The sequence below is a fragment of the Kordia jejudonensis genome (assembly GCF_001005315.1).
In the GTDB taxonomy this organism is placed as follows: Bacteria; Bacteroidota; Bacteroidia; order Flavobacteriales; family Flavobacteriaceae; genus Kordia; species Kordia jejudonensis.
The window spans coordinates 1-13838 of the sequence record NZ_LBMG01000075.1 but is presented as its reverse complement, the minus strand read 5'-3'; the positions used below and the strand labels follow the sequence as shown (position 1 = coordinate 13838).

Here is a 13838-nt window from a genome sequence, read left to right as displayed (position 1 = left end):
CCATCAGTTCCTTCAAGTTTTCCTAAAAAAATAGATTGAATATCAGAAGTATAAAAACTTACGTTGATGTTTCCGTTTTTGTCTGAAACTAAAGCTGGCGACCAAAACAACGTTTTTCGGTTATCTGGAAACAGTTTGTCCTCTTCTTTGTCATACATTGGACTGTAAAATTCTTTCGTTGGATACACGCCTTTTATGTTGAAAAAGCCACGTTTCTTTTTTTCCGCTTCAATGGTTTCTTTTGAGGCTTTATAAATGACTTCGGTTCCATCATTTAGCTTGTATTTTTTGCCTTCTACTGGCGTTGGTCCTGCATAATGATTTTGACAATTTAAAATATCATATTCAAAACAGACATAATCGCCAACAACACCTTCAAAAATTACTTGATCGCCACGATCTTTCAGTCGATCTTTATAACCTGTGAGTTCTACTTCGTCTAAATAATTCGTTTCAGAAAAACTAAAAGAAGTGTCATAAGACGATTGTTTTTTTTCGTTAATTATGCGATCATCAAGTGGAAATAGAAGTTGCTTTTGAACGGTGCGTTGAAATATTTCCTCAAAAGGTTCGGTAATTTCTAAAAATGCTTCTGTAGGAATTGCATCTTTTTTGGACGATTTTGCCGCTGCGGGAATTGAAAGTTGTGGAATAAGCGTAATGCGTGAACCTGTAGCAGCTTTTTGAAACGCTAGTGGAATACTAAAACTGCCACCTTTATTTGCCTTAATGATCGCAGCAAGTTTTGGCAACAGCACTTGTACAGTAGCGTCAGCTCCATTTCGCAACGTACCCGATTTCATTCGATAATACGCACGACCCGTAACTTCTTCACTAAAAGGATCGGCTTTTTTGTATAAATTTTTGAGTAAATTGCCTGTGTTCCAGTTGTAATTTCGCCAACCTTGTGTCAATAAAACCAAGTCTAAATGCTTTTCGCGATTTTTGTTTTTCGTATCAAAATAATAAGAAGCATCATATACATGTCCTTTTAATTCTGAAAACAAATAGTAATGCGGCATCATGGAATAATCGTTGTTTTTCTTACCGTATAATTGATCATAAACACTTAAACTAAAATGTGCTCTTGCAGGTTTTCCATACTGATCTTTGACTGAAAATGTCAAATCGACTTTGTCTTTTTGTGTAAATAACGATTTTGAAACTGCTGTCAGCTCTACGTGCAATTTTTTATTAATATTTGCATATACCAAACGTTCCGTAAGTGGTTGATAACGATCGTTAAACAATGTAACTTCAACAATTCCTTGTGGTAATTTTTCCAATGGTAATTTAAATCGGACATGATCGCCGTCCAGTGATGCAATCGCCATCCAATACACATATCCGCGACTTTGTGCTCGGATATACACTTTTTTTAGCGTAACATTCGGTGTTTTGGTAATGGCAAAATGTATAAATGCAGGATCTCGTTTTTGAACCTGTAAGCGAAGTCCTTTTTTCTGAACGAGTGGGAGTTGAAAAACACTATCGAGCGCAGGATTTGAAAGTGTTACAGTATATTTTTTTTCGGGTTTTGGTGTAAATATAAATTTCCCCATTCCATAATGCATGGCTTTAAACGTGCTTAGTTTTTTTCCATCTTCATACAGCGTACCTTTTACATTTAGTGGTTTTCCATGATGATTTAGCGCTTTAAAAGCGACGGTATTTGGCAAGTTTTCTATCAAGCTTCCACCTTCAGGATACATTCCAAACTGAATGGAAGCAGGTTTTTTAAACGGAATATCAATAATATGATATACAACATCTTGCTTGTATTTTACACGTAATTCTATAAATTCTGCCTTTGCAGTTTCATCTTCTGTAAATATGATTCTGGCTTGACCGAGCGAATCTGTTTTAACTTTTACACGTGCCAAACGCTCTTCGGTAGAGTAGATGTCGGCAGAAATTGCGGCTTCTTTCAGCGCAACTCTATTTCTTGAAAATATATCAACATCCAGTATAACTTCATCGTTTCTTCGGTAAGAATCTTCTAAGAACTCAGTATCAATCAGTATTTTAGGAATAATATTTTGTCGAATTTCAAAACGTTTTACTGCACTAATAGCTTCCGCATGGTTCTCAATCGTATTTTTGGTATGAACAATAAGTTGATAGTTGCCTTCTTCCAAAATTTCAGCTAAAAATAAATGACCATACGCAAATCCACTATTGGCAATGTACACTTCTTTGGTAATCATTTTTTCTTTGTTTTCTTCCTCTTTGAGCAATTCTACAAAGATTACTTCGGTTTCCGTAGAAATTTTTAAGTCGTTCGCATTTAAAATATAGGCTTTAAACCATAAGTTTTCGCCAGGTTCATATATGTCTTTATCAGTATGAATATATATATTCTCCTTGAGTTCTTTTTCCGCAAGTGATTCATGTTTTGTGACCAAGCGTTCGTTGGCTACATCATCTAAAACTTGTGCGTGACAACATAGACAACTTAGAAAAAATAGGCTAAAAATTACGGAGTAGTATTTCATATGTTATTGGTATCATCGGTTGTATAAAGATACGGAATCTTCTATTTTTACTTTTTTTAAATGCCTTGCGACTCTATATTGCTAAACTTATAACGGTTTTTAATCTACATTGAATTGAAAAGACGTAGCGCCAAGCAATCCATTTCCGTTGGTTCCTTGTAGTTCTCCTAAAAAGGTGGTTTGCACATCAGAGGTAAAAAATGTAACATTGATTTCTCCGTTTCTGTCAGACACTAAATTTGGCGACCAAAACAGTGTTTTTCTATTGTCAGGAAACAATTTGTCTTCCGCTTTGTCATACGATGGATTGTAAAATTCCTTTTCGGGATACATGCCTTTTACGAGCAAAAAGTTTTGTTCTATGTCATCTTTAGCTTTATATGGCGCAACGTATCGTACTCTAGTTCCATCGTTTCTTAAGTAATATTTTCCATCAATAGGTCGTGTTCCCGCAGGATGATTTGTACAGTTTAGAATTTCATATTCATAACAAACATAATCTCCACTAACAAAACCAGCATAAAAGTTGGACTTGCTACCTCGATTTTTTTTGCGTTTTTTGTATGTGGTCAATTTTACTTCTTCTAAGTAATTGGTTTCGTTAAAACTAAACGACGGATCATAAGAAGATTGTCTTTTTTCGCCCACTTGATAATCACTTTGCGGAAAAAGAAGCGTTTTGTCTTTGGAGCGTTTCAATAATTCATCGAAAGGTAAATAGACTTCTAAAGTGTATTTTTCACTGTCTTGCGGCGATACTATAATCTTCTCTCCACGTCCAAGTCTTAAAAAGGTTACGGGCAAAACGAAATTTCCACCCAAATCGCCTTCAATTTGTGTTAGTATATCGGAAAGCATTACATTAATTTGAACATTTTTAGCATTTTTCAAAGTTCTGTTTTCGCTTTTTTCAAAGACTTGCCCTTTTATATCAGTACTAAATGTTGCTACAGGATTTTTGGAAAAGTATTGCGGATTCCAATTGTAAGCACGCCAACCTTGTGTCAGTAACAGCAAGTCTAATTTTTCCTCACGATTTTTATTTTTTTCATCAAAATAATACGAAGCATTATACACATGTCCTTTTAATTCTGAAAAAAGATAGTAATGTGGTAACATGCTGTAATGATTATCTTTATTAGCATATAAATGATCAAAAACGCTCAGGCTAAAATGTCCGACAGCTGGATTTCCAAATTTGTCTTTTACGCTAAAACGCATGTTTACTTTATCTTTTTGACGATAATTTGATTTCGAAATTTCTTCTAATGTTACCTGTAGTTTTTGATCAAGATTTGCGTATACCAATCGTTCTGCTAAAGGTTGAAAGCGTTCGTTAAAAATGGTCACTTCTGTGATTCCTTGCGGTAATTTTTCCAAAGGAATTTTAAAGCGAATACGATCTTTTGTCAAGGAAGCTGTTGCCATCCAATAAATAGTTCCCCGATTTTGTGCTCGGATGTATACGTTTTTAAGTGATACATCTTTTGTTTTTGTAATGTCGAAAAGAATGTGTTTTTGATTGCTTCTGTTTACTTGTAATTTTATTCCGCTGTTGCGAATATTTGGCAATTCAAAAATACTATCCAGCACAGGATTTGAGAGTTGTACCGTATACTTTTTTTCAGATTTAGGAACAAAAGAAAACTTTCCCATTCCAAAATGAGTCGCTTTAATGGAACGTACTTTTTTTCCATCTTCATATAATGCACCTTCTACGTTTAGCGGTTTTCCGTGATGATCTACAGCTTTAAATGCAACGGTATTTGGAAGGTTTTCAATTAAATTTCCACCTTCAGGAAACAAGCCAAATTGAATTGCAGCAGGATTTTGAAACGGAATCTCTACGTTATAAGTTACGGTTTCGTCTTTATATCGGACACGCAACTGAATGTATTCCGCATTTGCAGTTTTCTTTACAGGAAATATGAGTTTGGCTTCTCCTTGCGCATTTGTTTTCGCTTTTATACGCCCTATTTTTTTATCCGTAGAAAATATTTCGGCAATAATTGAAGCTTCTGCATATGGAACTCTACTTCTTGAAAATATGGCAACTTCCAAGTGAACTTCTTCAGTTCTGTCATATGATTTTTTATGAAATTCAGAATCAATCAATATCTTGGGAATGATACTTTCTCTAATTTCAATTTGCTTGCTTGCTAAAATGGTTTCAGAAGCACTTTCTACCGTATTTTTAGTATGTACAACCAAATGATATGTACCATCTTTTAGAATGTCTGCCAAAAACAAATGTCCACTAGCAAAACCAGTACTTGAAGTGTAGATTTCTTTTGTAATTACATCTTCTTCGCCTTGTTTGCGTAATTCTACAAAAATCATATTGGTTTGTAATGATATGTTCAAATCATTCGCATTTAGTATGTATGCTTTAAACCATAAATCTTCGCCAGGTTCATAAATATCTTTGTCTGTATGAATGTAAATGTTTTCTTTGAGCTGTTTTGACGCTGTTAGTTCATGTTGAATAACAAGTCGTTCATTAGCAGTTTTGTCTAACATTTGCGCATTGGAAAAGAGACAACTTAGTAGGAAGCAGCTAAAAATTGCAGCGTAGTAATTCATATTTTATTCGTATAATCGGTGTTATAAAGATACGGAATCTTCCAGTTTTTATACGTACGTTGCATAACAGAAACGTAGTTTTAATAAAAGATTAACAGCTTTATTTAGTGTACTTGAAACTGAAAAAATGACGCGCCCAATGTTCCATTTCCGTTGGTACCTTCTAGTTTTCCAAAAAAGGTGGTTTGGATGTCTGATGTATAAAATGACACTTCGATTTCGCCTTTTGTATTTGATACTAACGCAGGCGACCAAAAGAGTGTTTTTCTATAATCAGGATACTCTTTTGTTTCTTTTTTATCATATGTTGGCACGTAAAATTCCTTTACAGGATGAAAACCATGAGCAATGATAAAGTTTGGCTCTGGTCGTCTTAGTGGTGGTGGCTTTACGTAAAGTTCTACAGTACCTTTGCCATTAAAATAATATTTTCCCTCAACAGGTGCAAAACCATGAAGACATTGCAAGCAATTTAGTACTTTCCCAATGTAACATACATAATCGCCAATTCCATTTTCGGGATCTGTGATGTCGTATTCGTCACTAATTTCTATTGGACGTTCTTTGAAACCTGTTAATTGTACTTCGTCTAAAAAGTTGGTTTCTGTAAAGCTAAATGCCGTATTGTACGATGATTGCTTTTTAACTTCTGTCCATTGATCATTTTTTGGAAACGCGACTGTTTTATGTTGTACTCGATTCGAAATTTGATCAAATGGAAATGTAATGTCTAACTTGTTTTTTGCATCCTCATCAGGAATTAAAAAGATGCGACCGCCCAAATTTTCTTTTTGATAATCAAGCGGTAATGTAAAGTTTCCTCCAAGATCCGTTTTTACAGATGCAATCGCACTTGGCAACACTACTTGCACTTCAATATCTTTTGCATTTTTTACAATTTTACCTTTTTTTACTTCGAATACACGTCCTTTTATTTCTTCATGAAAAGGTTCTGAAACATACGGTGTTGTGTGCAAATTTTCGGAATTCCATGCGTAATTTCTCCAACCTTGAGTTAGCAACAACATGTCAAGATGTTTGTCACGATTTGTATGCTTTTTATCAAAATAATAGGAAGCATTGTACACATGACCTTTTAATTCTGAAAATAAATAGTAATGCGGTAAAATGCTGTAATTGTTGCCTTTTTTGGCGTATAAATGATCAAAAACACTCAAGCTAAAATGTCCAACAGCAGGTTTTCCATATTGATCTGTGATACGAAATTTCAACTTTACGTTGTCTTTTTTATGATAGACTGATTTTGACATTTCTTCCAGTTCAATTTGTAAATCTTGATCTAAATTTGCGTACACCAAACGTTCTGCTAACGGTTGAAATCGGTCGTTAAAAATGGTAACTTCTACAATTCCTTGCGGTAATTTCTCCCACGGAATTTTGAATCGAGTTCTATCTTTAGTTAGTAGTGTTGTTGCCATCCAATACACATTTCCGCGACTTTGCGCTCGTATATACGCTTGGTTTATCGAAACATCTTTTGTTTTTGTAATGCTAAAATGAACATTTTTATGATTAGTACGATCTACTTGTAATGTAATCCCACTTTTGTAAATTGTAGGCAATTGAAAAGTACTATCAAGTGCAGGTTTTGATAGTTTTACAGTATACTTTTTAAAAGGTTTAGGTGTAAATTTAAATGTGCCCATTCCAAAATGTTCCGCTTCAAACGTACTTATTTTTCTGTCGTCTTCATACAAAACACCTTTTATGTCAATCGGATTTCCATCATGGTTTATCGCTTTAAAAGCAACTCTATTTGATAAATTTTCAACCAAACTTCCACCTTCTGGATACATGCCAAATTGTATCGCAGCAGGATTTCTAAACGGAATCGTAACCGTATGATATACTGTTTCATTTTTGTATTTGATGCGCAATTTTACAAATTCGGCTTTGGCCATTTTCTTGGAAGGAAAAACAAGTTGCGCTTCGCCATTTTTGTTCGTTTTTACTTTTATACGACTTATTTTTGTATCTGTTGAAAAAATATCAGCACGGATAGCTGCCTCTGAAAGCGGAATTCTACTTCTTGAAAATACATTCATATTCAGTACAACTTCATCGTTTCGATTGTATGCGGTTTCTGAAAACTCTGTGTCCATTAATATTTTAGGAATAATAGTTCCTTTGATATCTATTCGTTTGGAAGCCAAAATCTCCTTTGACGTATTTTCTAATGTGTTTTTGGTATGAATGGTAAATTGGTAGCTACCTTCTTCCAGCGTTCTGCCTAAAAAAAGAAAACCATTAGCAAAACCATTGCCCGCAGTATACATTTCTTTTGCGACAATACTGTCTTTCTTTTGATTGCGTAATTCTGCAAAAACCACGGAAGTTTCATGGGATATTTTTAAATCATTTGCGTTTAAAATATAGGCTTTAAACCACAAATCTTCTCCAGGTTCATAAATATCCTTATCCGTATGGATGTAGATGTTTTCTTTGAGTTGCTCAGAAGCAATTGACTCGTGTTGTTTTACTAATTTTTGATTTGCTGTTTTGTCCAAAACTTGTGCATAAGAAATAGTGCAACTTATAAGGAATAAGCTGTAGATACGATACATTTTTTTCATAGTTCCCGTTAAAGCAGGATGGTTGTTGTTGTTGATATAAATATACAAAACTATCTGCTTTTTCTACATACGTACGCGTCCGTTTGTACACATTAAGACAAATAAACACGATTTTGAACGTAAATTTTAAGCTTCTTTTTTTGTAATTATAGGTAATTGAAAAAAAATAATTTTCTTACATTTAATGGAACTAAAAATTTTAAACTCATGAAAAAAAGAAATCTCAAAAATTTGAAGCTTAACAAAAAAGTGATCAGCCGTGTGGCAGCTGATAAAAATGTTAAAGGTGGTCAAGTAAATTCAATTGATATTTTATTACCGCCAATTACGCTTACATGTGTATTATCTGTTTGTGGCGCAACCGACATAACGCGTGGCGATTGTGACATGCCAACTATAGGTCATGATGATGGTTCTATTTGCATCAGCAAAGATCCAGACGCTTGGTGCGGAGGAAGATAGTCCGAAACGAAATTCGGAAATAAAAAAAGGCTTCGTGCGGTATGTTTGTACGAAGCCTTTTCTTATTGATTTTTATATGATTTTATTCTTTCGGATTCATGAGAATTGCTGCTTTGTTAAAGTCAGAAGCTGCATTGATGACATTTCTAAATTCATCATATTCCGCAATGTCATATTCACTTACTTTGTAAAATTCTTGAATGGTAATGGTAAGCTTGTTTCCTTCCAATGTGTAATTGGATTCAAACTTACATTTTTGCTTTCCTTCTTCATCCAATAATTCCTTTTTAATGAGTAACGATTCCAAACCTTCCACTTCGTAACCATCAGGAATTGTCACGGTAATTTCATAATCGTATTGATTTGGATATTGCATCAAAATTGGATTTACACGTTTGGTTTCCTGATACAATTCGCTTTGCGTACCAATTACTTTTCCAACCTGAAATATGTAACTGTCGCCAGCTTCTTCCAATAAAGATTCAGATGTAATTTCGGAGTTTACAATGAATGGTTTGTTGTATTCCAATTGTGCAATGTCTTTATTTTTGGTAGTATATGATTTTACCACTTTATCTTCAATTCCAGAACCTGTTAAATAGTCTTCAAACTCTTTTATAGATTGATCTGGCGCTAAGTTCAAAACGGCTCTGTTCGTAATAGACCAATAGCCATAATATTCTTGTTGTTGCACAATGGTTGCAGCTTCCAATTCATCCTCAAACGATATATCCATGTTTCTTACAACGCGACTGTAATCTGGATCGCTTAGTGCTGTTTTGTAAAAGCTAAACTCTAGTTTTTTGCTGATGTACATTGCGTTGTTTCCAAGAATGTAAAACGGAATTTCACTCAAACGATAATCAATACGATCTGGCGTAATATAATTTCCTGTTTTTGGAATATAGATTAAAAACTCGCGCAACGAATTTGGATTAAAAAACTCAGGATCAAGTTTTTGCTGATATACATTTGCTGTAATTAATGGTAAATATTCTACATCTGCTGCCGTTAGAAAATGTCCGTATACTTTGACGATTCCTAAGTCACTTGCAGATTTGTTTTTGAGAATGTAATCAATATTAGAAAGTTGCGCATTATTGTTATCAATAACGGTGTAGTTTTTCTTGATGTAATCATCAATCAAATATGCTTTGGTAAAGTCGTCTTCTTTTTGACCTTTCAAAATTTCGGCAACCAAATCTTTAACTGCTGCATTTGGAGTTTCAGGAAACATTCCTTCCGAAATATTAGACACAACATTGTTCCATAATAATGAATCTGTAACTCCTTTTTGTCCAAAACATTGATAGGCAACAACACTTTTGTTAGCGTCAGCAGTAGAATATTCTTCTTCTACCATCGGAATAACATCGTTCAAAATAAGCTGTAAACCAGCACGATCATTATAGGTCTTTTTTTCAAAATTTCCTGTTGTATTGTAGGGCTTTATGCGGCCTTCCAAATCGCCAGTTATAAAATGATATTCCAAGGTTTTTATTGGATAATCTTGCTGTAGGGTTTGTCTGCCAAAAGCAGAATATTGCTTTTCTAGCGTGTATAAAACTTCAATTTCGGAATCTTTCTGCGCACCTTCAATAGCAAAGATTTTAAAATCGCCATATTCTTCCACATTTTTAACTTCCTTAATATTATCTTTATTAAGCAGCGTAACTTTTCCGTCGGGCGAGATGGTTCTTGCCTTGATACTTACAATGTCTTTTACATTGTACATTGGAATATACACTCTGTTGTGCATTTTAATTCCTTTTTCGTCATGAACGCGCGTAATTGAATGATTGGTTTCAAACTTTCGAATGGCGTCGCTAAGTTCTGATTGATAGTATTCTATGATATATTTCTCAATGATCGCAATGGACGATTTATTCGCATCTTGTTCAGATAGTTTGTGTAGTTTCGGACTTTTTTCCCAATCATAATCTTTATAATATTGAGAAAACGCTTGTGTAGAACACAAACATAAAAGGATAACAATTACTGTTCTCATAGGATTCATTTTACTTTTCAATGATAATACTTTTTTTATAGGCTTTTATTAATTTTTTCACAAAAGTATTCCACGCTTCAAAATCTTCTTTTTCTACGCGTAATGTATTTACATAGATAGTTTTGTGTTGAATTACTTTTCCATCTTTTTCTTCATGCGAAATTGCAAATCCATACGCTTTTCCGTCATATGTAATCGGTTTTGGCAAAGAAGTTACTTTGTAACCGTCAGGAATCGTAAATGTAGTTGTGTATTCTTTTTGAAATTGATGATCGATCTTTTTGGTGTATTTGCGACTTTTAACATCGATCTTTTGTTTTGATAATGCACGATCAATATTTAGGTTCAAGATGGTTTTTGAACCAATTGTTTTTACATAGTTTTCAATGACCAAATCATACGAAACCGTCAAACTTTTGTATTGTGATTCTACAGGCGAAACCTTGATATTTTGATATTTTGTTTTGTTGTTTCCTAACGCTAAGGTTGTATTTAAAAATTCTTCTTCAGTGATGTCTTTTTTCTTATATAAATAGCCTGTAACGAAATCAACCTTCTCATAACCAGTCAATAAACGTTCTTCTTTGGCATTTATTCTTCCATCTTCAAAGCTAATTGACGTGTTTACAATCGCTTTGCTTTTTTCAGAAGCTAGTTTCGGCACTTTTTTCAAGATAAATTGCTCTGGTGTAATTCCGATCAACGCTTCTTTTGTTTGTGTAAATGAACTCGGCATGCCAAAATTGACATAACTATCTGTTCCATCAATGAAAATCGTATCGTTATCAATTACGGTTGCGGTAATCATATGATTGTCAACCATTGGAGTTGGTACTTCTTCATACAAATACGGACGATCGCGAGTACCAATCCAAGCTCTGTACGAAGGAATTCCCACATGATTGAGCATTACATATAACAAATTTGCCATGTCTTTACAATCACCATAACGGTTTTTACAAACGCTCGCTGCGCCACGTGGAATAAATCCTCCTAAACCATCTTCAAACGCTACATAGGTTATATTTCCTTGTACCCAATTGAAAATAGCTTCCGCTTTATCACGATCTGTTGTGTGTTTTGAAGCGATACTTTCTGCAATTTGATATACTTTTTCCAAATCGTTTTCATCCACTTGTTTTGCTAAAGAAGCATACCAACTGTACAAATCCGTAACATTGCTCAATACAGGAATTGTTTTTCCGTTTTCTTCGTAATTTTTGATATGAATAATGATGTGTGGCAAATAATACAAAGCAGCTTCAGAATCTTCTTCGCCTGTAAATTTTGAGACATTTTCTACACTCCAACGATATACAAAGGAATTTTTAGTTTCTTCTTTTGTGAAATTGACAGGCACATTTTCTGTATGAAATTCTCTGTATCCAATTTGAATATTCTTTGGAAATTCAATTGTTAATTCGGCTTTTTTAGTCGGAGCGAAGGTTCCAAATCGGAACAGTCCTAAAAAGTGCGGATCAGAAATGATTTCTTTGTACTTTAAATCTGTAATGGCGCCTTTGGTTACCGCAGGAAAGGTAAAGTTTTTTGTTTGCTGATCACTGTAAAAAATACCATCATCAAATTCATGTTTGGTTTCTATATAATCAACTTCTACAGTTTTCCCATCAGGTAAATGTGTAATAGCTTCGATGTCTTCAAGCTTGGTAAAACTATCAAAACGCAACATTTCGTTGGCAAAATATAGTTTTTTAGCGGTTATGTATTCGGCTCTTTCGTGAATATTCTTTACAATAGTAAATTCCCCTTTTTCCAGTTGGATTGTAATATGTTCATTTCGTTCCAAAAACTGATAATCTTCAGAATTGTCATTCTGTGCAAAGCAAATACTAGCAAATAGGAAAAGGATGAAATATGGGAATTTTATATACGATGTTGTCATAAATGATAATTTAAAAAATCGTTTCGAAATAAACGTTCACAAAAATAAACAATACTTATGTTAAAATATTGTCAAAAATTTGATTCAATTGGTCTTAAAAATAGTAAAAACCAATCTTGAAATCGTTTTTTTCTGTACGAATGTTTAATTTTACACATCAACCTAAACAAAAATGATTCCAACATTTAAAAATATACATCTAAAGTTTCGATTGGATGGCAATTATTTTAATAGAGAAGACTTAAAAGAAGTTGCATATAGCTACGTTAAAGAAGGCGAGTTGTATGAAAAAGAGATTGGCGATTTTTTGATTGATTGGTTGAATGATAAACCATTCGTTGACGTGTTTACTTCGGGTTCAACAGGAAAGCCAAAGCAAATTCGATTGGATAAACAAGCGATGGTGCATTCAGCTTTGGCAACAGGCGATTTTTTTGGAATTACACCTGGCGATTCGGCGTTACAATGTTTGCCTTCTAACTTTATTGCTGGGAAAATGATGTTGGTACGCGCCATGATTTTAGGTTTATCGTTAGATTTGATTGCGCCGTCGATGCATCCGTTAGCTGAAACTCGTAAGCACTATGATTTTTGTGCGATGGTACCAATTCAGGTTGAAAATTCACTAGAAAATTTACATCAAATAAAAACATTGATTGTTGGTGGTGCGCCAGCTTCTTCAGCTTTGATAGCAAACTTACAGCATATTTCTACAGTAGTTTTTGCTACGTATGGAATGACAGAAACGATCACACATATTGCAGCAAAACCTTTGAATCATCTATCAAAAGAGACCATGGAAGTCTATCAAACTTTGCCAAATATAACTGTTAAAAAAGATGATCGCGATTGTTTGGTAATCACTGCACCGAGAATTCATACGGAAGAAATTATAACGAATGATGTAGTTGAAATCTTTTCAGAAACTCAGTTTCGTTGGTTAGGTCGTTTTGATCATGTCATTAATAGTGGCGGCATCAAACTACATCCTGAAGTCATAGAGGAGAAGTTAAGTGCTTTTATTTCAGGGAGATATTTCGTTGCAGGAATGGCTGATGCACAACTTGGTCAAAAGTTAATTCTTCTCATAGAAGATGAACTACAAACGCTTGATACTTCAAAACTCTTGTCAGCTATCAAGCAATCAAAAAAGTTTTCCAAGTTTGAAATTCCAAAGAAAATTTACACACTTCACAATTTTGTAGAAACAAACACAGGAAAAGTACAGCGTGGTAAAACGGTTGCGTTGATTTTTTAGATTCAAAAATTCAAAGATTCAAATAATGAAAGACTAACACTTGAAGATAACTTTCATTCTTTCACTATTCTCTATTATTACAAAACTATTTCAACTAAATAGATAAGGCATTTCACTCACTAAAACGATGTGTTCCCTCAATATAGGTTTCATAAGCAGTGTAAGTAAAGTACATTTAAATCATATTTAACACAAGGTTGGTTGTTTAGTTGTTTATTCAGAAAGACCTGATAAAATCATAACGTATCGGGTTTTTCTGTTTGTGTTAAAAAAATCATAAAAATGTTGAAGATTGGCATAGAGTTTGTGACTTGTAAATTCATAAATCTTTGCTTTCTTATCGAAATAAAGATTAGGTTATTTTAGGTTTTTTAGGGAGAATAGGTCTGGTAATTAATGTACTAGACCTTTTCTTATTTGTGTAAATAAGTATTGAGTTTTGAGAAGTTAGTATTGAGATATTTTTAATAACGAAAAACGAAATATGAATGTAAAATTAAAAATGTACATTTTAAGACCCAAGACCCAAGACCCA

The 13838-nt window shown here is 33.8% G+C and carries 7 protein-coding genes; 2 read left to right on the top strand and 5 right to left on the bottom strand.

Features of this window, described 5'->3' with window-relative positions; all coding sequences use genetic code 11:
- The 3 genes from AA089_RS21925 to AA089_RS21915 all read right to left on the bottom strand — a co-directional run.
- Positions 1-2495 (bottom strand): alpha-2-macroglobulin family protein (locus AA089_RS21925; RefSeq protein WP_046759164.1); only part of this gene is annotated, 2495 nt, incomplete at its 3' end.
- A gap of 99 nt (positions 2496-2594) precedes the next feature.
- Positions 2595-5078, bottom strand: a complete 2484-nt coding sequence (locus AA089_RS21920; protein ID WP_046759163.1) for an MG2 domain-containing protein — start codon at positions 5076-5078, stop codon at positions 2595-2597.
- Between the two features lie 104 nt (positions 5079-5182).
- Complete coding sequence (locus tag AA089_RS21915; RefSeq protein WP_156169243.1) at positions 5183-7672, bottom strand: alpha-2-macroglobulin family protein; 2490 nt, start codon at positions 7670-7672, stop codon at positions 5183-5185.
- Between the two features lie 207 nt (positions 7673-7879).
- On the opposite strand from AA089_RS21915, the gene AA089_RS21910 reads away from it, so the two are divergent.
- Complete coding sequence (locus tag AA089_RS21910) at positions 7880-8134, top strand: hypothetical protein (RefSeq protein ID WP_046759161.1); 255 nt, start codon at positions 7880-7882, stop codon at positions 8132-8134.
- A gap of 82 nt (positions 8135-8216) precedes the next feature.
- On the opposite strand, the gene AA089_RS21905 is transcribed toward AA089_RS21910, so the two are convergent.
- Together AA089_RS21905 and AA089_RS21900 are read right to left on the bottom strand one after the other, a co-directional pair.
- The gene (locus tag AA089_RS21905) at positions 8217-10142 is read right to left on the bottom strand and encodes a DUF3857 domain-containing protein (RefSeq protein ID WP_162200471.1); all 1926 of its coding nucleotides are present in this window, start codon (positions 10140-10142) and stop codon (positions 8217-8219) included.
- A gap of 10 nt (positions 10143-10152) precedes the next feature.
- A complete protein-coding gene (locus AA089_RS21900; RefSeq protein ID WP_046759159.1) occupies positions 10153-12045 on the bottom strand; it encodes a DUF3857 domain-containing transglutaminase family protein in 1893 nt (630 codons plus the stop codon).
- Between the two features lie 172 nt (positions 12046-12217).
- Here AA089_RS21900 and AA089_RS21895 point away from each other — a divergent pair, with 172 nt between their 5' ends.
- Complete coding sequence (locus AA089_RS21895; protein ID WP_046759158.1) at positions 12218-13303, top strand: AMP-binding protein; 1086 nt, start codon at positions 12218-12220, stop codon at positions 13301-13303.
- Positions 13304-13838 lie beyond the last annotated feature (535 nt).

What these genes read in the sequence shown, in the direction of transcription:
- AA089_RS21900 (WP_046759159.1), bottom strand. Translation starts at nt 12,045, where the DNA reads ATGACAACATCGTATATAAAATTCCCATATTTCATCCTTTTCCTATTT.
- AA089_RS21895 (WP_046759158.1), top strand. Translation starts at nt 12,218, where the DNA reads ATGATTCCAACATTTAAAAATATACATCTAAAGTTTCGATTGGATGGC.
- AA089_RS21920 (WP_046759163.1), bottom strand. Translation starts at nt 5,078, where the DNA reads ATGAATTACTACGCTGCAATTTTTAGCTGCTTCCTACTAAGTTGTCTC.
- AA089_RS21910 (WP_046759161.1), top strand. Translation starts at nt 7,880, where the DNA reads ATGAAAAAAAGAAATCTCAAAAATTTGAAGCTTAACAAAAAAGTGATC.
- AA089_RS21915 (WP_156169243.1), bottom strand. Translation starts at nt 7,672, where the DNA reads ATGAAAAAAATGTATCGTATCTACAGCTTATTCCTTATAAGTTGCACT.
- AA089_RS21905 (WP_162200471.1), bottom strand. Translation starts at nt 10,142, where the DNA reads ATGAGAACAGTAATTGTTATCCTTTTATGTTTGTGTTCTACACAAGCG.